Origin of the sequence: Mycoplana azooxidifex, from assembly GCF_014196765.1 — a bacterium.
Taxonomy (GTDB): domain Bacteria; phylum Pseudomonadota; class Alphaproteobacteria; order Rhizobiales; family Rhizobiaceae; genus Mycoplana; species Mycoplana azooxidifex.
Map to the genome: position 1 here is coordinate 524,295 of NZ_JACIEE010000003.1, position 21,828 is coordinate 546,122.

General features: G+C 63.1%; 18 protein-coding genes. 6 read left to right on the forward strand and 12 right to left on the reverse strand.

Annotated elements, in window-relative coordinates; genetic code table 11:
• Window positions 1-4: 4 nt before the first annotated feature.
• Window positions 5-892 (reverse strand): hypothetical protein, encoded by an 888-nt coding sequence (locus tag GGQ64_RS09020; RefSeq protein ID WP_183802371.1) that lies wholly within the window; start codon window positions 890-892, stop codon window positions 5-7.
• A 294-nt stretch (window positions 893-1,186) separates the two neighbouring features.
• On the opposite strand from GGQ64_RS09020, the gene GGQ64_RS09025 reads away from it, so the two are divergent.
• Window positions 1,187-2,089, forward strand: coding sequence for a glycosyltransferase family 2 protein (locus tag GGQ64_RS09025; RefSeq protein WP_183802374.1), 903 nt, complete (start codon window positions 1,187-1,189; stop codon window positions 2,087-2,089).
• A gap of 153 nt (window positions 2,090-2,242) precedes the next feature.
• Here GGQ64_RS09025 and GGQ64_RS09030 read toward each other — a convergent pair whose 3' ends face one another.
• The 6 genes from GGQ64_RS09030 to GGQ64_RS09055 form a co-directional block, all read right to left on the reverse strand.
• Complete coding sequence (locus tag GGQ64_RS09030) at window positions 2,243-3,946, reverse strand: dihydroxyacetone kinase family protein (RefSeq protein ID WP_183802377.1); 1,704 nt, start codon at window positions 3,944-3,946, stop codon at window positions 2,243-2,245.
• A 14-nt stretch (window positions 3,947-3,960) separates the two neighbouring features.
• Window positions 3,961-4,896, reverse strand: coding sequence for a sugar phosphate isomerase/epimerase family protein (locus tag GGQ64_RS09035; protein ID WP_183802380.1), 936 nt, complete (start codon window positions 4,894-4,896; stop codon window positions 3,961-3,963).
• Between the two features lie 41 nt (window positions 4,897-4,937).
• Complete coding sequence (locus tag GGQ64_RS09040; protein WP_183802382.1) at window positions 4,938-6,476, reverse strand: tripartite tricarboxylate transporter permease; 1,539 nt, start codon at window positions 6,474-6,476, stop codon at window positions 4,938-4,940.
• Between the two features lie 31 nt (window positions 6,477-6,507).
• The gene (locus GGQ64_RS09045; RefSeq protein WP_183802385.1) at window positions 6,508-7,008 is read right to left on the reverse strand and encodes a tripartite tricarboxylate transporter TctB family protein; all 501 of its coding nucleotides are present in this window, start codon (window positions 7,006-7,008) and stop codon (window positions 6,508-6,510) included.
• A gap of 61 nt (window positions 7,009-7,069) precedes the next feature.
• Window positions 7,070-8,059 (reverse strand): tripartite tricarboxylate transporter substrate binding protein, encoded by a 990-nt coding sequence (locus tag GGQ64_RS09050; RefSeq protein WP_183802388.1) that lies wholly within the window; start codon window positions 8,057-8,059, stop codon window positions 7,070-7,072.
• A gap of 69 nt (window positions 8,060-8,128) precedes the next feature.
• A complete protein-coding gene (locus GGQ64_RS09055) occupies window positions 8,129-9,163 on the reverse strand; it encodes a 4-hydroxythreonine-4-phosphate dehydrogenase PdxA (protein ID WP_183802390.1) in 1,035 nt (344 codons plus the stop codon).
• Window positions 9,164-9,357: 194 nt separating this feature from the next.
• On the opposite strand from GGQ64_RS09055, the gene GGQ64_RS09060 reads away from it, so the two are divergent.
• Entirely contained in the window at window positions 9,358-10,044 is a 687-nt protein-coding gene (locus GGQ64_RS09060) for a GntR family transcriptional regulator (RefSeq protein ID WP_183802393.1), read from the forward strand.
• 337 nt (window positions 10,045-10,381) lie between these two features.
• Here GGQ64_RS09060 and GGQ64_RS09065 read toward each other — a convergent pair whose 3' ends face one another.
• The 3 genes from GGQ64_RS09065 to GGQ64_RS09075 are packed head-to-tail and all read right to left on the reverse strand — an operon-like array spanning window position 10,382 to window position 12,410.
• On the reverse strand, window positions 10,382-11,098 hold the full coding sequence (locus tag GGQ64_RS09065; protein ID WP_183802396.1) for a Bax inhibitor-1/YccA family protein: 717 nt from the start codon (window positions 11,096-11,098) through the stop codon (window positions 10,382-10,384).
• Window positions 11,099-11,116: 18 nt separating this feature from the next.
• A complete protein-coding gene (locus GGQ64_RS09070; protein WP_183802399.1) occupies window positions 11,117-11,887 on the reverse strand; it encodes an anti-sigma factor family protein in 771 nt (256 codons plus the stop codon).
• Window positions 11,880-12,410 (reverse strand): sigma-70 family RNA polymerase sigma factor, encoded by a 531-nt coding sequence (locus tag GGQ64_RS09075; RefSeq protein WP_183802402.1) that lies wholly within the window; start codon window positions 12,408-12,410, stop codon window positions 11,880-11,882. The genes GGQ64_RS09070 and GGQ64_RS09075 overlap by 8 nt, the downstream gene beginning before the upstream one ends.
• Before the next feature lie 724 nt (window positions 12,411-13,134).
• On the opposite strand from GGQ64_RS09075, the gene GGQ64_RS09080 reads away from it, so the two are divergent.
• Window positions 13,135-13,935: a LuxR C-terminal-related transcriptional regulator gene (locus GGQ64_RS09080; protein ID WP_183802405.1), complete on the forward strand. Its 801-nt coding sequence runs from the start codon at window positions 13,135-13,137 to the stop codon at window positions 13,933-13,935.
• Window positions 13,936-14,370: 435 nt separating this feature from the next.
• Here the strand turns inward: GGQ64_RS09080 and GGQ64_RS09085 are convergent, their stop codons facing one another.
• Entirely contained in the window at window positions 14,371-15,051 is a 681-nt protein-coding gene (locus GGQ64_RS09085; RefSeq protein WP_183802408.1) for a sugar transferase, read from the reverse strand.
• Between the two features lie 776 nt (window positions 15,052-15,827).
• On the opposite strand from GGQ64_RS09085, the gene GGQ64_RS09090 reads away from it, so the two are divergent.
• The 3 genes from GGQ64_RS09090 (at window position 15,828) to GGQ64_RS27775 (ending at window position 20,710) form a co-directional block, all read left to right on the forward strand.
• On the forward strand, window positions 15,828-17,378 hold the full coding sequence (locus GGQ64_RS09090; RefSeq protein WP_183802411.1) for a GumC family protein: 1,551 nt from the start codon (window positions 15,828-15,830) through the stop codon (window positions 17,376-17,378).
• Between the two features lie 59 nt (window positions 17,379-17,437).
• Entirely contained in the window at window positions 17,438-18,229 is a 792-nt protein-coding gene (locus GGQ64_RS09095; RefSeq protein ID WP_183802414.1) for a CpsD/CapB family tyrosine-protein kinase, read from the forward strand.
• A gap of 696 nt (window positions 18,230-18,925) precedes the next feature.
• Window positions 18,926-20,710, forward strand: coding sequence for a right-handed parallel beta-helix repeat-containing protein (locus tag GGQ64_RS27775; protein ID WP_343059446.1), 1,785 nt, complete (start codon window positions 18,926-18,928; stop codon window positions 20,708-20,710).
• Window positions 20,711-20,933: 223 nt separating this feature from the next.
• Here GGQ64_RS27775 and GGQ64_RS09105 read toward each other — a convergent pair whose 3' ends face one another.
• Window positions 20,934-21,416: a hypothetical protein gene (locus GGQ64_RS09105; protein WP_183802419.1), complete on the reverse strand. Its 483-nt coding sequence runs from the start codon at window positions 21,414-21,416 to the stop codon at window positions 20,934-20,936.
• Window positions 21,417-21,828 lie beyond the last annotated feature (412 nt).

A 21,828-nucleotide genomic window follows, 5' to 3' on the forward strand; every position in this document is an offset into this window, starting at 1 on the left:
CTTCCTACCAAGGCACGCAGGTAAGTTCGCTATAGAGGTAATCGACTTGGCTGGACGACACCCTGCTGCTGCGAAACATCTTGGGTCGTGGCGAGGCCAGCAGGATGGAATATCGCGGCCTGGAGCAAACGACGCGCGTTTCGGCAAGCGTCACCAGAATGCCGTGATGAGTCAGCAGATGGCTGTAGACATGGCGGGCGACCCGCTGAAACAGATCCGGATTGCCGACATGAAGGATCGAGGCGAACAGGCGGAGCCTTTTCCGGCTGTCCCTGCGAAACATCACATAGCAGCACTCGCCGTCCTCTATCACGGCGAGATGATAGGCTGCCGGGGCGCCGGCATGGTCCCGGTAGATCTGGAGATCGCGTCCCTTCAGGCTCTTTTCGATCGTCGCCGGATCGGAGACGATGCGCAGGCGCTTTCCAAGCCGCGGCCATGGCCAATTGGGGACGAGCGCTGTTGCCGTATCCAGATGCTGGAAATTCAGCCGCGCGTTCAGCGGAACGACGTTGCCGCTCGGCGACAGGTCGGTAAAGGTGTAGCCCTCCTGGGCAAGCATGGCCCTGAGCAGCCTGAGACCGTGCGAGCGGTATGGTTCCAGCACGCACCAGGCGGAGAGATTGCAGAAATTCTCCATCCGGTCGTCGACGCGACGCTGGGAATAGAACGCCACATAGGCGCCGAGCACGCGCTCGCCGTCCACCAGCATGAACCCATGATTGGGCGATGCCGATTGCCACGTCGGGCGGATGGCCGCCGCCCATGCCGACGGCGATAGCCGGCTGTTCAGTTCGGCGTGAAGAAATTCGGCAACGCGCTCCACATCACCGGGTGTGATCGGGCATATCTCGATGTTTTCGGCAGTCGATCTGAACTCAGAGTGTGACACTGTCCGTCAATTCCTTCGCAATCTTCCCCAACCGGTCGCCTGAGCTTAGTTCAGGTATTTATAGCCACCTGCCGGGCCGAAGGTAGTTCGACAAAAGGTCAGGTCCCTATCCCCATTGCCGACTGGAGCGTTACGGTTTGCTGGTCGTATGGTCGACCTCGCCGTCTTTGCGGATGCGAACGGGAGGCTACGATTTCCATGAGGCATCACATCCTGATCCTGGTCGAAGACCCGCATGTCCGGCCTGCCGATACTTTGGTGCCTGTAATGCCCTGTTCCGCCGGAGCTTGATCAATGATCAGCGTCATTGTCCCGCATCTCGACCAGGCGGAGGCCCTGCGGTCGTGCCTCGCCTCGCTGCGCGCCCAGACCGGGCTCGGCCAAGAGGTCGAAATCATCGTCGTCGACAACGGCTCCAGGGTGCCCCCTGTCGAGATCTGCTCCGCCTTCCCCAGCGTCACCCTGCTGTCGCAGCCGGTGCCGGGGCCGGGGCCGGCGCGCAACCTCGGCGTCGCGAGCGCGAAGGGCGACATCCTCGCCTTCATCGACGCCGATTGCATCGCCGGCGGCGGCTGGCTTGCCGAGATCGAGCGCTGCTTCTCGACGCATCCGGATTTTGCGATCCTGGGCGGCGACGTGCGGATCGCCTGTGTGGATCCGAACAGGCTGACGCTTCTGGAAGCCTATGAGAGCGTGTTCGCCTACCGCATGAAGGAGTATATCGCCAAGCAGGGATTTACCGGCACCGGCAACCTGGCGGTGCGGGCGGAGGTCTTTGCAGCCGTCGGCCCGTTCGGCGGCATCGAGATCGCCGAGGACCGCGACTGGGGGCAGCGGGCCCTGCGGCTCGGCTACCGGACCCACTATCTCCCGGACATGATCGTCTATCATCCTGCGCGCAAGACACTTGCCGAGCTTGCCAAGAAATGGGAGCGGCATACGGCGCACGATTTCGTGCGGATCCAATCGAAGCGCGGGTGGCGGCTGCGCTGGATCCTGCGCAGCCTGGCCGTCGCAATCTCTCCCGCCGCCGAACTCCTGCGGATCGGCCGGACCGACCGGCTGAAAGGCTGGCGTTCGCGCGCCCTTGCCTTCCTCGGCGTCGTGTTCGTCCGCTGCTACAGGTTCTGGATCATGCTCGCGCTTGCGTTCGGCGCCAGCGCCCCGGCATGGAGCGCCCGCTGGAACCGGGCATAAAGCCAAAGTCGGTCACGCTTCTGCCAGAACACTGCGGCGATATTTCATGATCGCCTCGTGCTCCGAAAGCGCGAGGCGAACTGTTCCCGTGACCTTCACCGGATGCCTTGAAGCCTGCCGCGCGCAATCCGACTGCGGGTTGCCCCAGCTGCGTCAGCCGAGCGCTGCCGCCACGCGGGCAGCAATCATCGACAGGGAGACGGCGCCTGCATCGGGATGGCCGATGCTCCTTTCGGCGAGGGGGCGGGCACGTCCGAGCTTCGGCGTCAGCTCTGCCGTTGCATCGGCAGCAGCCTTCGATGCCGCCGCGGCGTCGGCCCAAGCTGTCGGCAGGGGCTTGCCGGCGGCGACGCGGGCTTCAAGTGTCTCCACGAAGGGTACGAGCGCATCGACCAGCGTCTTGTCGCCGACCCTGGCGCCGCCGAGGCTCGAGACGCTGTCCAGCGCCAGGCGTGCGCCCCTGACGACGGCCGCATCCTCGATCGGCGCGTTGTCGTCGAGCGCGCTGCTCCAGGACCGCAGGAGCAGGCCCCAGATCGCGCCGGAGGTTCCGCCCGCGCGATCGGCCCAGGCGTCGCCTGCGGCGGCGAGCACGCTTGCCGTTCCGGCACCGGCAGCGCTGGCCGCTCTTGCGGCTTCGAGGGCGGCGGTCGCACCGCGGGCCATGCCCTGTCCATGATCGCCGTCGCCGGCGCGCGCGTCGATACGGCCGAGTTCTTCCTCGGCATCGTGCAGCGTGGCTGAGATCTCGCCGAAGATGCGGGCGATGCAGGCACCCCCGCGCTTGCCCTCTTCGGTGGCGACCGGATAGCTCGCCGGGCCGTCCTCGTCGACGAGGATGTCGGTGGCGGGCACGGTGGGAATCGCCGCGCCGCGGCGCAGGACCGGGGTATCGCACGGCGCCGTCCAGTAGGTTTCCAACTCGTCGTCGAGCCACAGCAGCGTCAGCGAGCAGCCCTGCATATCGAGGCTGGTGACGTATTCGCCGGCCTCCGGCGCCACGACCTCGAGCCCCGCCTCCTTGAGCAGTGCTGCGACCGCCGTCCAGAGCACGAACAGTTCCTCATACTTCGTGGAGCCGAGGCCGTTCAGGACAGCGCCGACCCTGCCCGTGCCTGCGGGGCGCTCGGCCAGCAGCTTGTCGGCCAGAAGCTTGGCAAGATCGCTCGCCGGGACGATCGCCTCCTCGCGAATGCCCGGTTCGCCATGGATGCCGAGGCCCAGGGCCATCTGGCCCTCCGGCACGGTGAACAGCGGATGGCCGGCGCCGGGCAGGGTGCAGCCGGCGAAGGCGACGCCGAACGAGACGGTGCGCTCGTTGGCATGGCGCGTGACGCGCTCGACCTCGTCCAGCGAGAGCCCCGCTTCCGCCGCGGCACCGGCAATCTTGAAGACGACGAGGTCGCCCGCGATACCGCGGCGCTTGGCCGGCGTCTCGGCCGATGCGCTGGCGACGTCGTCCGTCACCGGAACGATGCGGACATCGATGCCTTCGGCGCGCAGGCGCTCAGCCGCGACGCCAAAGTTCAGCACGTCACCGGCATAGTTGCCGAAGCCGAGCAGGATGCCGCCGCCGCGATGGGCCTGTCGGCAGACGCGGGCGACCGCCGCAGTCGATGGCGAGGCGAAGACGTCGCCGGCGACCGCTGCATCGGCGAGGCCCGGACCGACATAGCCGGCAAAGGCCGGATAGTGGCCGGAGCCGCCGCCGATGACGACGGCGACCTTGCCCTCCGGCACGCCCGTCGAACGCACCACCCCGCCCTTCACCGGGCGAACGAAGCGGCTGTAGAGTGCAGCGAAACCGGCGAGCGCCGTCGTTGCAAACTCTTCCGGGGCGTCGAAAATCGTCGTCATGGGCGAAGTCCTCGTCAGCGCGGCAGGATGCGCCGCAGATAATCACGATTGGTGGCGGCGACCGATACGCCGTCGCCGCCGTAATGCTCGCACAGGAAGGGGCTCGAGAAACCGTGCGCAAGGGCCATGCGGATGGCGGCGCGATAGTTGATGATGCCCGATTCCAGCGGCGCGGGGTGGGTCATGATCACGCCGGACGCCGGATCCTCCATGCGGGTATAGTTCTTGACGTGCCAGAACTTCGCATAGGGCGCAACCTTCGCCATCATCTGCTGCCAGTGTTCGACCGGACGGTGCAGGCGGATAAGATTGCCGAGATCGGCGTTGATGCCGACATTGTCGAGCCCGACGTCGTCTACGAACCGAACCGAGCTGTCGGCGGTGCCGAGATAGGTATCCTCGTACATCTCGAGCGAAAGCTCGATGCCGAGTTCCTCGGCATGGCGGCCAAGCTCGCGGATGCGGGAGACCGCCTTCTGCCAGGTTGCCGGATCGTCCGGGTTCCTCGCACCGTCGACGGTCCAGAACCACAGCACCTGCTTCTGCGCCTCGGTCAGCGGCTCGAACAGGCCAAAGGAGACGGCGCTGGCGCCGATCGCGCTCGCGGTGTCGATGACGCGATGCCCGTAGGCCAGGTATTCGTCGCCGTGCACCGCGTCGATCACGCTGCGCCTGGATGTGGAGATCGCGGGGATCGAAAGCCCGAGCGACCGCGTCAGCGCCAAGAAGCTCTCAAGCCGCGACGGCGTCAGGTCGGCGAGCCGCAGCCAGCTGTCGGTCGGGTCGAGCTCGGTGAAGCCGGCCTCGACGATGTCGGCCAGCGTTGCGGCCCACTCCTCGGCGGACTGGTCCTGAACCGAGCGGCCGTCCGGCAACAGGTTCGGATACTGGATCATGGCGGCCGCGATCGGCCAGGTCTCGTTGTTCCACTTTCGTGGCGTCGCGTTCATCGCAACCTCCCTCGTTTCCATTGGATCGGCAAGCTGGCCGATCAGACGGCCGGCTTGCCGTCGTGATCGATTTCGGCGGGATCGTCCCGGCGACCGCGCACCAGGCCGACCAGCCAGAAGGCGAGCGGCGACAGCAGCAGCGCCAGGCTGACGAGCATCAGGACGGTCACGAGGCCGTTCGACCAGAAGATGGACAGGCTGCCGTTGGACATCAGCATGGATTGGCGGAAGGCATCCTCGGCCTTGTCTCCCAACACCATCGCAAGGACGAGCGGCGCCAGCGGATAGTCGAGCTTCTTGAAGACGTAGCCCAGCATGCCGAAGGCGAGCACCAGCCACATGTCGGAGATCGAGTTGCCGACCTGGTAGGCGCCGGAGAGGATGACGGCAACGATCACCGGGCCGATGATCGAGAACGGGATCCGCAGGATCGAGGCGTAGAGCGGCACGGTGGCGATGACCAGAATCACGGCGACGATGTTGCCGAGATACATGGAGGCGATCAGGCCCCAGACGAAGTCCGGCCGGTCGGTGAAGAGGGTCGGACCGGGCGTCAGGCCCCAGATCATCAGCCCGCCCATCATCACCGCCGCTGTCGCCGAGCCCGGAACGCCCAGCGCCAGCATCGGCAGCAGGGCAGAGGTGCCGGCGGAGTGGTCGGCCGTCTCCGGTGCCACGATGCCGCGCGGATCGCCCTTGCCGAATTGCGACTTGTCGCGTGCCGAACGGCGGGCGACGCCGTAGCTCATGAAGGAGGCCGCCGTCGGACCGGCAGGCGTGATGCCCATCCAGATGCCGATCAGCGTGGAGCGCACGATGGTGAACCAGTAGCGTGGCATCTCCATCAGCGTGCGGCCGATCTCGACGAGGCGGACGCGCGCCTTGATGCCCTCGAAGCGCAGGCCCTCCTCGGTGGTCAGGAGCAGCTCGCCGATGCCGAACAGGCCCATGACAGCGATCAGGAACGAGACGCCCTTGATCAGCTCGGGAATGTCGAAGGTCAGGCGCAGGTTGCCGGAAATCGTGTCCATGCCGACCGAGGCGAGCGCGAAACCCATCATCATCGACACCAATGTCTTGAAAGGCGACTGGGCGCCCATCGAGATGAAGCTGGCGAAGGCGAGGAAATAGACGGCGAAGTATTCCGGTGAGGAGAAGCGCAGCGCGAAATTCGCCACCCAGCCGGACAGAAGCGTGATCATGACGACGCCGGCAAGGGCGCCGAGGCCGGCGGAGACGAAGGCAAGCGTCAGCGCGCGGCTCGCCTCGCCCTTCTTGGCCATGGGATAGCCGTCGAAGGTGGTGGCCACGGAGGAGGGCTCGCCGGGGATATTGAAGATGATCGACGTGGTGGAGCCGCCGAAGAGCGCCCCCCAGTACATGCAGGACAGCAGGATGATCGCCGAGATCGGATCCATCGAGAACGTGAGCGGGAGGAGTAGCGACACGCCGTTGGGCGCACCCAGGCCGGGCAGCACGCCCACCAGGATGCCGAGCGTGACGCCCAGCATCATCAGGAGAATGTGGTTCCAGCTCAGGACGTGGGCGAACCCGTCCATCAGAAGTCCGATGTTTTCCATGTCTTTCCTCCAAAGACAGCCGGCGCGGGGGTCAGTAGATCCCGAACCACGCCTCGACCGGCCCCTTCAGCAGAGGAACCTTGAAGCCGATTTCGAAAATGACGAAGAAGAAGAGCGAGACGGCGATACCCACCGGCAGGCCGACCCACCATTTGTAGCGGCCCTGGAAGATCATCGTGCCGGCGATATAGAGCGCCGTGCCGACGTAGAGACCGAGGAAGGTCGAGACGGCCGCGAAGGCGACCAGCGGCAGGAAGAAGCCGAGAACCGCCTGGAAGCGCGCCGCGTCGACGAAGATCTCGCCGCTGCCGCGATGCTTGACGAGCGCCTGCACCAGGTTGACCAGGCTTCCGAAGACGATCAGCAGGCCGATATAGAAGGGGAAGTAGCCTGCATCCGGGCCCATGTCGGTCCAGCCGGCACCGGCCTCGATGGAGCCGTAGCACACGGCAACGCCGAAGGCGCCGGTCAAGAGGGCGACGCCTGCCTCCATGACGAAGCGCGGCAGTCCCTTTTCACCATGTTCTTGCATCGATTGAGCCTTTCGAACGGGTTGCGGACGCCCGGAGGCGTCCGCACTGACCTTGGGAGGATCAGTTGGCCAGCCAGCCTTCGCGCTTGAGCACTTCGCTGACGGAGGTCTCGTCGCCCTTGATGAAGGTCGTCAGTTGTTCTCCGCTCATATAGGCCGGAGACTGCGAGGTGTCTGCGAGATACTTGGCCCATTCCGGCGTTTCGGACACCTTCTTCAGGACCTCGGAATAGAACTCAACGACGTCCGGCTCGACCCCGGCCGGCAGCCAGACGGTGCGCGGCATGGAGTAGTTGTCGATGGCGATGCCGCTTTCCTTGCAGGTCGGGATATCGGACCAGCCCTTGTCGCCGGCGACCTTGGCATCGTTCTTCAGTTTCTCGGCCTTGAAGACGCAGAGCGGCTTGACCATGCCCGCCTGCCACTGGCCGAGGTTCTCGCTCGGATTGTTGACGTTGGCGGCGATATGGTCGCCGGCAAGCTGGACGGCTGCCTCGCCGCCGCTCTTGAACGGGATGTAGCCGAGCTGGCTGCCGGTGGCATCGTTGATCATCGAGGTCAGGATCTGGTCGACATCCTTAGACTGGCTGCCGCCGACCTTCATGTCCGCCGATTCCTTCGCTTTGGCGACGAAGTCGGCGGCGGTGTTGAATTCCGAGTTGCCGTTGACCCAGAGAATGAACTCATCGGCTGCGAGCGCCGAAACGGGAACGAGATCCTCCGACTTGTAGGGAACCTTGGCGCGGATGGGCAGGAGGTAGGCATTGTTGGTGCCGAAGGCGAGCTTGTGGGCATCGCCCTTGTAACCCGCGGTATAGACGAAGCCTTCCGCGCCGCCGGCGCTGCCCTTGTTGGTGACGACGACCGGGGCCTTCATCAGCTCATATTTGGCGATGATCGCCTGGATCGTGCGGGCAAAGATATCGGTGCCGCCGCCAGGGCCGGCGGTCACGACGAACTCGACCGGGCGGTTGGGCTCGAAGGCATGTGCCGGGGCGACAACCCCGATGGCAGCCGCGACGACGCATGCAAGGGACAGGCTTCTTTTCATAGTCAACTCCTCCGTTTGACGACGGCACGAGACCTCCTCCATGCCGCTATTGATGAAAACCGATGTAAATCAGGCAGCGGCGGAAATTGCCGATGCGCGCTTTGCCATTCGGGCGGCGAGCAGGATCGCCTCGCGGCTGGCGCCGACGTCGGCGATCCCCTTGCCCGCAATGTCATAGGCGGTGCCATGGGCCGGGGTGCACAGCGGGAACGGCAGGCCGCCCATCATCGTCACGCCCTTGTCGAAGCCCATGAGCTTCATCGCGATCTGGCCCTGGTCGTGATACATGGTCAGCACCGCGTGGAAGCCCTCCTTGAGGGCACGCAGGAACACGGTGTCGGCCGGGAACGGTCCATCGACATCGTAGCCGCGGGCCTTCGCCTCGGCGACGGCCGGCTCGATGATGTCGATCTCTTCCATGCCGAAGCTGCCGCCGTCACCCGCATGCGGGTTGATGCCGGCAACGGCGATCTTCGGGTTTTCGTAACCGGCATTCTTCAGGCAGGCCTGCGCCAGCTCGAGTTCGCCGAGGATACCTTCCACGGAAATCGCCGACGCCACCTCCGAAAGCGGGATGTGCGAGGTGACGCGCGCGTTCCACACCTTCTCCAGAACGTTGAACTCGCGAACCTTGCCCTCGAACCCGAGCACATCGGCGACGAAGCGGATTTCGTCGTCATAGCCCGGATAGGCAAAGCGCATGGCCTTCTTGTTGAAGGGGGTGAAGCAGACGGCCTGGGCGCCGCCGCGATGGGCAAGCTTCAGCGCCTCGCGGAAATTGTGGGTGGCAAACGTTCCCCCGGCAAGGGTCGCCTCTCCGCGCGTCACGTCCGCCGGATCGAGGTTCTTCAGGTCGACGAAGACGTGCCGGTCGGTTCCGGCCCTGTCGGCACCTTCCAGCGTGGCGCTTTCGAGGGCGAGCGTTAGGCCCGCGGCCTTCGCACCTTCGTCGAGAATGCGGCGATCACCGATGGCAATGATGTGCGCGGCGGCGCGAACTTCGTCCAGCGCGAGGATGCGCGCGGTCAACTCCGGGCTGATTCCGGCCGGGTCGCCCATGGCGAGCGCGATAACGGGACGCGCATTTGCGCCGTTCGTTGTCATGATGATGTTCCTCCTCGTCATGCCTTGTGACGGCAGACATACGGCATTCAAAACGCTGCATCAAGTCTTTTGTATTCTGCATGCAGCATTTTCCGTTGACGCGGGTCTATGGTGTTGCCATGGTCATAATGGTCGTGTTGGAGAATCGCTGACGCGCGTCGGATCGCGGAGCAGACACGGTGGAAAGACAAAAGATGGACGAAATCAGCACCTTGGACCGACCGACCTCGGGCGGTCCCGGACCGATCCGCCGCACCGCCCTGCACGACACGCTCGTCAACCACCTGCGCGACATGATCATCGAGGGCAACCTCGAGCCTGGTACGCGCCTGCATGAGGGTCAACTCGGCGAGCAGCTTGGCGTATCGCGCACGCCGCTTCGCGAAGCGATCAAGTATCTGGCGAGCGAGGGCCTGGTCGAGCTGGTGCCCAGCCGCGGGGCGATCGTGAAGCGGTTCAGCGGCAAGGACGTGCAGGACATGCTGACGGTCCTGCGCAACCTCGAGGAACTGGCCGGCAAGCTCGCCTGCCAGCTCGCAAGCGAAGCCGAGATCGCCCATGTCCGCGCCCTGCACGACGAGATGATCCGGTGCTACCGGGCGGCCGATCGCCTGCAGTACTACAAGCTGAACCAGGACATCCACACCGCGATCGTCCGGCTGGCACAGAACGCCACGCTTGCCGACATACACCAGATGCTCCAGACCCGGCTGAAGCGCATTCGCTTCATCGGCCACGAGGGGCCGGAGAAATGGGCCGCCGCCGTCGCCGAGCATGAAGAGATGATCTCGGCGCTGGAGGCCCGCGACCAGGCGCGGCTGTCGGACGTGCTGGGCCGCCATCTGGCGAACGCCTGGGAACGGGTCCGCAGCGCCCTTTAAGGGTCGGGATTCAGGCCACTTCTAAAGCGCGTCGCGATCCTTCGGATTCGCTTTTGGCGCTTTAGGTCTTTGTTTTAACGCATGTCTTTATCCCGAAACCGGTTCCCACTTTCGGGAGACATGCTCTCATCGCCCTGACCATGATCCCGCGCTGCCGGAGGCTGCCTCAAACCGGCACCGGCTCCGACGTCAAGCACTTGCCGGGAGGCAGGCGAGAAAGGCGTCCGGAAAAGCCCGACAGGCCCTGGCAAACGGCATCAACGCGAAGGGGCGGCCCGGTTGGACCGCCCCTCGAAGACATCATCTTTTCAGCTCGCGCCGAATACGAACGATCCTGTCAGCCTTCGCGTTCGCCGGTGAAGTTCAGCAGCAGTTGGAAGATGTTGACGAAGTTCAGGTAGAGGGAAAACGCGCCGAAGACGGCCAGCTTCTGCCGCGACTCCTGGTCGAAGTTTTCGGCATACTGCTCCTTGATGTTCTGGGTATCCCAAGCGGTCAGGCCGACGAAGACGACGATGCCGATCACCGAAATGGCGAACTGCAGGGCGCTCGATCCCAGGAAGATGTTGACGATCGAGGCTATGACGACACCGATCAGGCCCATGATCAGGAACGATCCGAACTTGGACAGGTCACGCTTGGTCACGTAGCCATAGAGGCTGGTGGTGCCGAACATGGTCGCGGCGATGAAGAACGTCCGCGCGATGCTGGCGCCGGTGAAGACGAGGAACACCGAGGCGAGCGACAGGCCCATCACGGCGCAGAAGGCCCAGAACGTCATCTGAGCGGTAGACGCCGACATGGTCTGGATGCGGAACGAGAAGAAGAAGACGAAGGCCAGCGGCGCCAGCATCACCACCCATTTCAGCGGCGACGAGAAGATCGGCACATAGAGCGCCGGCGTCGTGCCGACGATAAAGGCGACAAGGCCCGTGACCACGAGCCCTAGGCCCATGTAGTTGTAGACGCGCAGCATGTGCTGTCTGAGGCCCTCATCGAAGGCGGCGGCGGAAGTCTGGCTATAGCCGCCGAAGCGGCCCTGGTTCGGATACATGTGGGTCTCCTTTGATGATCAGTAGAGGGAATTCTTGAGAAGTTCGGCCTCGTCGGAGAGACCGGTACCGGGGGTGCTGGACACGACGGCATAGGCGACGTCGCCGATCTGCCACCAGGCAGCCTCCGCATCCTTGAGGTTGATGTCCGTCACGTTCTCGACGGCAAAATGGCCCGGCCGGACGGCGAACAACGAGATCCGGGTCCCGTCGCCGGTGCCGATGCTCATCTCGACGCTCGGCCCGTAGCCGGACGGGAAGATCTGCACGTCGGTGACCGTCCACCCGTCCGGCAGCTCGGGCATGACGATCGCGGTTGCCGCCCGGATGTCGTCGCGGTCGTAGATTTTCGCCTCCGTTTGCGACGGCATGTTCTTCCTGACGAGCGCTGTCTGGTGCGCGCGCACCGCCTGTTCGACGAAGGCGGGCGGAGGAACCGACGCATTCACCTCGCGCGCGCCGAGCGGACCCATCGCAGAATGGGCGAACCAGCCGGCGGAAACGAGCAGGCCGACGGCCGCCACCCGCCGGATGGCCATCCACATGCGCCGGCCCGCGAGACCCGAGGACAGATGGCGGGCGGCTTCGCGGGTTTCCGGCCGGCCGGTCACGACGTCCGCCGCCACGGCAAGCCGCAGGGTGGTCCGCATGCCGAGATCGGCCATGACACGGGCGGCGACGTCCGGATGGCGCGCCAGATAGGTCTCGACCCTGAGGCGGCCGTCCGCATCGAGCTGGTTGTCCACGTAGGCGTCGAGATCGGTATCGAGAATGGTAGCGGTGTCAGTCATCGCCGTCTCCCACGAGCCTCAGATGATGGGGTTGTCCCGGACCGTCCTCGAACGAGCGCAGCCGCGCCCGCGCCCGCGAAACGCGCGACATCAGCGTTCCCACAGGCACGCCGAGCACATCGGCTGCCTCCTGGTAGGACAGATCCTCCACGGCAACGAGATGCAGAGCCTCGCGCTGTTCTTCTGGCAGCTCAAGGAAGGCCTCTCGAACCTGGCGCAGCCGGACGGCATGCTCCTGCGTAGCCGGATAGGCCTGTTCCGCCTCGATCGCTGCCGCATCCTGCCGGCGCCGACTGGCCAGCGTGGAGCGCAGCCGATCCACATGGGTATTGTGGACGATCGAAAGCAGCCAGTTGCGAAGGTTTGCGCCGCTCCGAAAGGTCGAGCGCCGCTCATAGGCTCTCACCAGAGCGTCATGGACAAGATCTTCGGCATCCGACGAATTGCGGACGAGCGAGCGCGCGTAGCGCCGCAGCGTGCCGAGCTGCTCGATGACGTCGAAGGGTCGTCCATTCCGATCCATACCCGCATATACGGAACTGGGACGGGATATCTTCCATCGCGCGGCGATTTATTTCGACGGTGCCGTCCGCCGACGTCGCTTGCCGCCGGCTCGGACGCCTCGCGACAAGCCGGCGAGGGCACGGCACGCTGTGACGCCCGTCGCGCGAGAATCCGCCTTTCGGCTGCACTTTTCGGTGAATAACTACGCCTTCCGGGCTCATTCTCCGGGCGTCGGAGTTGACAGCTAACAGAATTATGACAAGCATCGACGTATTATTCGATCAATATACGTTACCGACGTAATTTTCGGTGAGTATTGCCGGGCAGAGGCCTGCATTCATCCTTTGGGTGATGGGAATCTGGTTATGTTACTATAGGCTTAGCCGGCTCAAACGCCCGCTTGACCGGTAACGGAGCACGGCCCGGGAACCTCCGGCCCCCGCCTCTCCCCCTCAAAAGGCGTAGTGTCCTACCCCATCCGAAGGCACCCCCCTAACTCAATGCGGTAGCTGTCTTGCCGGCACCAGGCAGGCGAATGCGACTGCCGCAGCGAATACCCCGCTATGCAAGATCGTTATTATCGGGTAAATAAGCTATACCTCATACATAATATTCAAGTTTAATAACCGTGAGTGAATGCGCAGTTCGGGGCCTATAAGTATAGTTGGGGCTAGCACGTATCATCCACTGCACCTCTGTGACACAGAGGAGGATGGACGTGCGTTGTAGGGAGTAAAATAGCTATGAATTCAGCAATGATGTCCACCGGCAAGGAAATAGCAGGCAGTCTCATTCATCCCATCGCACTTGATCCTTCCAATTCGTCTCATGCAAAGGTGTTCGAGGGGGTTCACGTTGCGAGAGAGAGGTCTCTCCTGATCATCGACAATAGAGCACTGGACCGGCAATGCCTTGCCCAGTGTATTTCCGCGCACAAGATTGACATGGATGTCGTCGCTTTCGGCTCCATGGAGGAGTGGAAGCGCAAGCGCCAGGACTATCCGCCGCTTGCTGCCATCCTGCTCAACGTAGGCGGTCGCAAGATTGCCGAGCCTTCTGTCTCCGAAGAGATCAAGAAGCTCGCAGCCGAGTTCGAGGCACCGATCATCGTATTGGCGGATACGGACGATCTTGCCCAGATCATGAGAGCCCTGGAGTGCGGAGCCAAGGGTTACATCCCGTCTTCGGTCAGCATCGATGTCTGCATCGAGGCGATCGCCTTGTCGCTTGCGGGAGGCATCTTCGTTCCGGCGAGCAGCGTCTTCGCAATGCGCCAGGTCCTCGAAACCGGCAGTCCGGTTGCCCGTCCCCTGGCCGGCATGTTTACCGCCCGCCAGGCCGAAGTGGTCGAAGCCCTTCGTCGTGGCAAGGCCAACAAGATCATTGCGTATGAGCTGAACCTGCGCGAGAGCACGGTGAAGGTTCACATTCGCAATATCATGAAGAAGGTGAAGGCCACCAACAGGACCGAAGTCGCCTACAAGATCAACGATCTCTTCCCGACCGACTTCTCCGCCGACACTGCAAGCCGGCTGGAACACTGAAGGCTTTTACCGGCCCGCGGCTTGTGAGCCGTGATCTTTTGCCATTCTTTCTCCGCTGTACCAGTTTCCGGGCTCCCTCGCGGAGCCCGGATGCATTTCAGCTTGTCCGCTCTTGTCTTCGGTCCGCCACCCCTCAAGTCCTTGTCTTGATGCATGCCGTTTTCCCGAAACCGCCGCACATTTTCGGGCGACATGCATTAGGGGCCTGCTGCGTTTCATAGGTCAGAGGGCCGTCCGCACAAACCGCTCCCGATCCTCTCTCTTCACCTTGCCTGTTCCCCGCAGGGACCGCGGCCCGATGAAGTCCGATGGGCCGCTTCAGACTTGGCCGGGCCGGACAAGCAGAGCCCAATACGACCTTTCGAATGCATGTGTCCGTACCGAACCCGCTCACCAGTGGCAGGACGCCCTCGCACGGGGGCCGCCCTTCCCCCTTTAGAGACCGGTACCCCGGATCACCACCATCGGCGTCCTGGACAAGATCCAGAGATCCGTGGCGAAGGACATCATGCCGAAGTAGCGCGTATCGTGGATCGCCCGCTCTGCGAAGCTGCAGCCGTTGCGCACGCTGATCTGCCACAGCCCTGTCAGGCCCGGGCGCATGTGGAAGTAGGAAGTGCCTGGATATTGCGAACGCTGTTCGGGCAGCATCGGCCGCGGCCCGACCAGGCTCATGTCGCCGCGGAAGACGTTCCATAGCTGCGGCAACTCATCGAGCGAGTACTTGCGCAGATAGCGGCCCACCCGGGTAATGCGCGGGTCGTCCTTCAGCTTCTGCGTCAGTTCCCACTCGATGCGGGCCGCGGTGTTTTCGGCAAGATAGCCCTGAAGCCGCTGGTCCGCTTTCGGCACCATCGTGCGCAGCTTCCAGAGCTTGAATATCCGACCATCCTTGCCGATGCGCGGCTGGCAGAAGAACGCCGCCTGCCCATCCAACCTGACGAGCAGGGCCAGCATGCCGACCACGATCAGCACGAGAGGCGCGATCGCGAGGGTGAAAAGGATATCGAACAGTCTCTTCGATGACAGATAGACAGATCGCGAGCCCGATGCCTGGGCTTGTGACGCCGGTTGGGTCGCAAGCCCGAGCGAATAGGGCAGGTGGTCTTTCGACATTATAGCCTCCGCGTACGCTGGACACAGCCACAAGCGTCCGGTGCCATCGCGGCACACAAGAAGGCTCGGCGCCGGCAGTTCGTGCCGGTCCGGGTGTCTTCAATTGGGTTCGAAGGCGCTTGAGTAAGACTATATTAACCATATGAAATGGCGTCTCAAATAAATCCCCGTTAGCCAATTCGATCTAGGTTATCGGGATGATCACCCTGTACGTCGTTCGGTAGTGTTTGGTGAGCGTTTCGGGGTAGGAAACGCGCCGACGCGGCGATCCTTTGGGCTCCTTCCGGGCGCCTGTACTTAAAGTGAGACCCACATCGGGCGAGGGTTCTGGCATCGACGGTGGAAGCCGGCGCCGGCGCGACGGACACATGGAGGATAGGCGTCGCGGGGCCTTGCCGGCGCTCGCAGGTGCCCTGTTGCCGACGGAGATCATCGACCTGCCCGGGATGGTGTCCGGAGTGCGCCAGCGGACGAAAACACGGCCGGCACACCGGTGGCGTTCCATGGCAGAAGGCAAATCCCGCCCCGGCATCTCTCCTTTCATAGGGTCCTGCCGGATGGCGACGTCGCGGCCACAAGGCGCGAGAGGTCCGCTTCCGGGTTCGCAACGGCCGGCGGCGGTAAGGCATAGGTCGAGCGCGACTACCCAAATGGGTTACCGCGCGCCGTTCGCGCCACCGCTGCACCCACCATTGACGATCTATCGTGCGATGCGCAGCCGCCTGAGAATGGCTTCCAGGCAATGAGGCCCCTCTGGCGTTGCACGTGGATTCGTAATGAGCAGCTTGGACTTGCGGTTCTACCTTTCACTGCTGATCAGGCGGTTGCCGCTTGTGCTGGCGATCGCCGTTTCCTTTGCGGTGCTGATCGCAGGCGCTGCCTATATGCTGCCGACAAAATTCCGGGCCAGTTCGAAGATCCTCGTCGAATCTCCGCAGATTCCATCCGAGCTCGCCCGGTCCTCGGTGACGATCGGGCCGGCTGAGCAGGTGCAGATCCTGCAGCAGCAGATTACCACCCGCGACGACCTGCTGGCGCTCGCCGACCGATTGAACCTCTATGCGAATGCCGAGGAACCGCCGTTGCCGGAAGACATCGTCGAAGACATGCGCTCACGGATCTCCATCGAGGAGATGCTTGTCGATACGCAGGGTCGCAACATGAGCGCGGTCATCTTCGACGTCTCCTTCACGTCGGGCGATCCGGTGCTTGCCGCGCGGATGGCGAACGAACTGGCGAACATGATCCTGGCCCGCAACCAGCGCCAGCGAACAGACCGCGCCGGCAGCACGCTCCAGTTCTTCAACCAGGAGGTCGCCCGTTTGGGCACGCAACTGAGCAAGCTGGAGGCCGATATCCTCAAGTTCAAGACCGAGAACAAGGACACTCTGCCGGAAAGCATCGAATTCCGCCGTACCCAGCAAAGCAACCTGCAGGAACGGCTGGTGTCGCTGGAGCGGGAGGAATCCGACCTGCGCTCGCGGCGCATCAACCTGATCGCAACCTATACCAATACCGGGCGCATCTCCGATGCATCCCCCCTGACACCGGAACAGCAGATGCTGGCCGACCTCAATCGCGCGCTCGCCGAACAGCTTGCGATCTTTTCCGAAACGAGCCCGAACATCGCGGCGCTGCGGGGCCGCATCGCGGCACTGCAGGCGAAGCTGCTGGCACGGGAGCCGAGGGCGCTTGCCGACAGCAAGACCGATCCGCGGCAGCGGGACGACATGACGTTCGGGCTCGACCTCCAGCTCTCCGACATCGACCAGAGGCTCGAGGCGATCGCGCGCGAACGGGTCTCGATGTCGCAGAGCATCGACGAACTGACCCGGTCGATCACGGCGACGCCTGCCAGCGAAACCGTTCTGACCGCGCTGGAGCGCAATCGGGCCAACGTCCAGACGCAATATAACGAGGCGATCGCCCGACGCGCCGAAGCCTCGACGGGCGAACAGATCGAAATGCGTTCCGACGGCGGTCGTGTCTCCGTGCTGGAGGCGGCCGTGCCGCCGCTCGAGCCGGTCAACAAGAAGCGCATGAAAATCATGGCGCTCGGGCCGGTCGCAGGTCTCGCGCTCGGCCTCGGCGTGGCGCTCGCCCTGGAGATGTTGAACAGGACCATTCGCCGGCCGGTGGAACTTGCCAGGCTGCTGCAGACGCAGCCATTGGCGACCATTCCGGAAATCGCACCGGCACGCAGTGGTTCTTCAGCCAAGCGCAAGCGCGGACTCGCAGCGCTCGTCTCCGCCTGCTTCATGACGCTTCATTGTTTCACGGTCCCGCTCGACCACCTGTTGCTGCGGCTGTTTTCGGGAGTGGCATGAGAATGCGGTCCAGCCTTGCCATCAATCGCGACCAGACCTTCGTCATCGGGAAATAGGCCATGGAGCAGATACCCGCCCCCCTTCAGGAAGCCATGCGGTTTCGCAGCACCGACCGATTGGCCGAGCAGACCGTGCAGGCCTGCGCCCGCTTCGAGCAGGAGATGGTCTGGGAGAGCCTTCCCGTCCTGACGGTGAACCCGCAGATCGCCGAGCGCAGCCGTATCGTGACGTTCGCACGATCGGACCCGGCCCATGTCGCCTTCGACATGCTGCGCACCCGGCTGCTGCAGACATTGCGCCAGAACGGCTGGACCTCCGTCGCGATCACCTCGCCGACGCCGTCCTGCGGAAAGTCGCTGGTGGCGCTCAACCTGGCCTTCTGCCTTGCCAATCAGAAGGACTGCAACACGGTGCTGATGGACCTGGACCTGAAGCAGCCGCAGATCGGCCAGATGCTGGGGGCAAGGAACAACGCTTCCATGGAAGACCTCCTCGGCGGCCGCTGCGAACTGCGCAGCGTGATGCAGCGCTACGGGGAAAATCTTGCGATCGGCATGAACAGCCGCCCGGTCAAATACTCGGCCGAGCTACTGCAGAGCATGGATGCCGCCAAGGCGCTCAGGGACATGCGAAAGCGGCTGAACCCGCACGTGATCCTGTACGACCTGCCGCCGATGCTCTCGCGCGACGACGTGACCGCATTCCTGCCGAACGTCGATTGCGCCATCCTCGTGGTCGGGGCAGAGAAGAGCACCATCGAGGAAGTCGATGCCTGCGAACGCGACCTGGCCGAACGATCGAACGTCGCCGGCGTGGTGCTGAACAGGTGCCGGTACGGCCCGGGCTACTGACCCCCGCAGCGCGCGCGCAGCGGGGCGGACGGCTTTCCCGCGAGGGGCATCTCCAAGGGTGCGGCGCCATCTTTGCCGCTACCGGGTCAGCGGGCGGAACGTCCTCCTCTGATCAACCGGTTTGTGCCGGAACAGGCCGATTCCGGTCGGCAGAGCGCCGTCCGGAAACCAGCTTGTGGAGCTTGACAATCGCCGTCCTGATTCGCCTCCCGTCGCTGGTTCCTGAGCCGGAGCCGGCATGAATCAGGGATTGAGGGCGCCGAAACGCCCCCTCATAGATTGCAAAATTGCGATATTCAGAAAAAATTTCGATTTTCTCCTTTTGGGCGTAATTTTTCGCGCCTCTCGCAATCGTCAATAAGAATTGCCTAATGTTTTCAGTGTTCGTCCGCGCGTGTTGGGCCGCCAAGTTCAACTTTTGCGGACTACGCTTGGCAAGTGGCTGCCTTAATTTTGGCAGCTCCGATTTTGGCAACTATTTCAAGAATAAGTCGCAGCCGGTCCAGATAATGTGGCAGCAATATGGCCACTATAGTCGGCAGTCTTACTGGTTCCGAGGCGTTGCGGCCCCCGGAAAGCTGCACTATTAGTTCTCCCCGTAACGCCGGATTAACCAAAAATATTAACCGGTATCGCACATAAGTAGTAACCACTCATCTCCAAAGGGTTCAGGGTGGGGAGAAAGGCAAAGTAGCAGTGACAAGCACAATTCGCGATGTAACCAAGGCCGGAGTCCGGGCTGAGACAACTCACGTCGACCTCATCGGCAATCCCATCAACGAAAATGGCCAGGCTGTAGCTCTGTCGCTTGATAAGTTGCTCGATCTTCTGTCGAGCAGCACCGATGATCTGGGTGCCGATGCCTACAACGAGCGCGTCAGCAAGATGATCGACGATTTCGGCAAGAAGGCAGCCGACCACAAGGGTGGCTGGGGTGACTTCTCGTTCGCTGACAAGTCGGGCACGACCGCCACAAAGGCAGACCTCCAGTCATCGACCGAGCTGTCCTCCGTCAAGACCGCCGGCGTCACCGACGCCGTCGCTGAAACACAGTCGACTTCGGCTCCTGCCGACACCACGGCTGTCCGCAGTGTCGAAGCCGCAGCTGCCGCTCCGGCCGCTGCCGCCGCAGCCTCGTCCGGCTTCCCGGATGCCTCGACGAGCGGCGTTCCGGCCGGAACCGCGCTCAAGACCTATACCGGCCCGATGACCATCACCAAGGCCGGCACGGTGATCGAGAACGCGATCATCAACGGCTCGCTGCGCATCACCGCCGACAACGTCGTGATCAAGAACAGCGTCATCAAGTACAGCGGCACCTGGGGCATCGACGCCGAAGGCGCCAAGAACGTCACCATCCAGAACAACGACATCACCGGTCCGGGCTATTCCGGCATCGCCAATGCCGCCATCCTCGGCAGCGGCAACTTCAGCGGCAACGACATCTCCAAGTCGGAGAACGGCATCGTCCTGCAGGGCGGCGCCAGCACGGTGAAGGGCAACTACATCCACGACCTCGAGGCGGCCGGCTCCGACCCGCACTATGACGGCATCTCGGTGCAGGGCGGTCAGAACGGCGTGCTGATCGAAGGCAACACTGTCATCGGCCGTGATACCTCCGACGTCTTCATCAAGAACGACTTCGGCCCGATCGCCAACGTCAAGGTGACCGGCAACCTGCTGCTCGGCGACAGTGGCTATCCGGTCTATGTCGACGGCCGCGCCAATGGTGGGCCGATCACCGGCGTGACGATCAGCAACAACCACATCGAGAAGGGCGGCTACGGCTACTACAGCATCGACAACTCCAGCCCGGTTCTCTCCGGCAATGTCGAATATCCGCGCAACGGTGCACCCGAACCGGGTGACGGGACCGTCTCCCCGACGCCGGAACCGACGCCAACCCCCACCCCGGAGCCGACGCCCGAGCCTACGCCGACCCCCGAGCCCACCCCGACGCCGACGCCCACACCGACCCCGGGTGACAAGGTGATCGACGGCACGAGCGGAAACGACAACCTCGTCGGCAGTTCCGGCAAGGATACCATCAATGGCAAGGCTGGTAACGACACCCTCGACGGCGGTGCCGGTAACGACACGCTCAATGGGGGAGCCGGCAAGGACACCATGAAGGGTGGCGCAGGTGCGGACGTCTTCACCTTCAAGGCCGCCTCGGAAACGGGCTCCGGCTCGAACCGCGACGTGATCACCGACTTCCAGAAGGGTCAGGACAAGATCGACCTGTCTGTCATCGACGCAAACGGTTCGGCATCCGGCAACGGCACGTTCCACTTCATCGCCGCAGACAATGCCGTGTTCGATCGCGCCAAGGGCGCGCTGGCCTGGCACCTCGAAGACAAGTCCGGAACCGCGAGGGACGTGACCGTCATCCAGGCCGACACGAACGGCGATGGCGTCCATGACTTCGAACTCCAGCTGCAGGGGCTCGTCAAGCTCGCCGCAAGCGATTTCATCCTCTAAGGATGCCCCCGGCTCGCGCCACCGGCGCGACCCGAGGAAAGCATCGACGTCATCAGGTTGCGGCGGCCGTCAGGCCGCCGCAACTGTCTTGTAGCCGGCTTCGAGCAAGCTGCAGCGAACCCCGTCGTCGTCTCTTGCCTGGGCCGGCCTTCGATCGGCCTTCCGGTGAGAGTCGTGCCGGACCAGCCGTCTTCGGCCTCGCCACCAGGACGCAGTCGAGCTGCTACCTGGGAAAACCGTACTTGTCGGTGATATCCCACAGCGTGCGATTGATGGCGACCAGCGAGGCGATGCACTCCCTTATCCGCACGACTTCCTGGTCGTCGAGCGCTTCCACCTTCCCGTATTTGACCTCGTCCTTGCTATCGAAAATGCGCATGAGCTGCGTCAGACCCTGGCCGCTGTCAGGATCGAAGGAGTAGATGCAATGATTGTACTTGTTGCGCAGCTTCGCCTGCTCGCTGAGCCGCCTCGTCGCCTCGAGCACGTCGTTGCGGCACTCGGCCGGCGTCTTCTGCATCTTCGTCAGCCGCTCGACGAGATCGACCCGCGCGCGCGTCGTATTCAAGGTGAGAAATATGACGATGGCCGTTTCCTTGTCCACCTTGGCAAGGCCGGCAATCATGTGGATCAGCAGGCTTTCGGTGTTGGTCCAGGTGTAGTTGAGCTGCCCCACCAGCAGCAGTATGTCCTGCAACTTCGGCATGCGATGTCTCCAAACCCCGCGCATTTTTCCGATCGGCCCTCGAAGTCCTTGAATCGACGCTGCCGGATTTCCGTCAATTCCGCAGAAACATACTCCTGCCGAATGCTAAACAAGTAAAGAATTCATATGCATCACTCGTCACGACAACGTCGTATAGGTTGCCACATGAAACAACAATATCTACAGGTTGAGAAATAAGTAATACTAAACTCGCGAACAACTATACATTGATACTACGCGAACTGAGTACGCTTATGTGCGCTGACGTGCACCAAAGGTGGTAACCCTTTGCCGGCTTAATACACATAGTCGCACAAACACCGGCCTCCTAGCTCGAACGGCCAACTTATTAAGTGCGCAAGTTGGCGCAACAATCACAACCTGGCTTGGGTCAGGTCGACGAAACGCAACG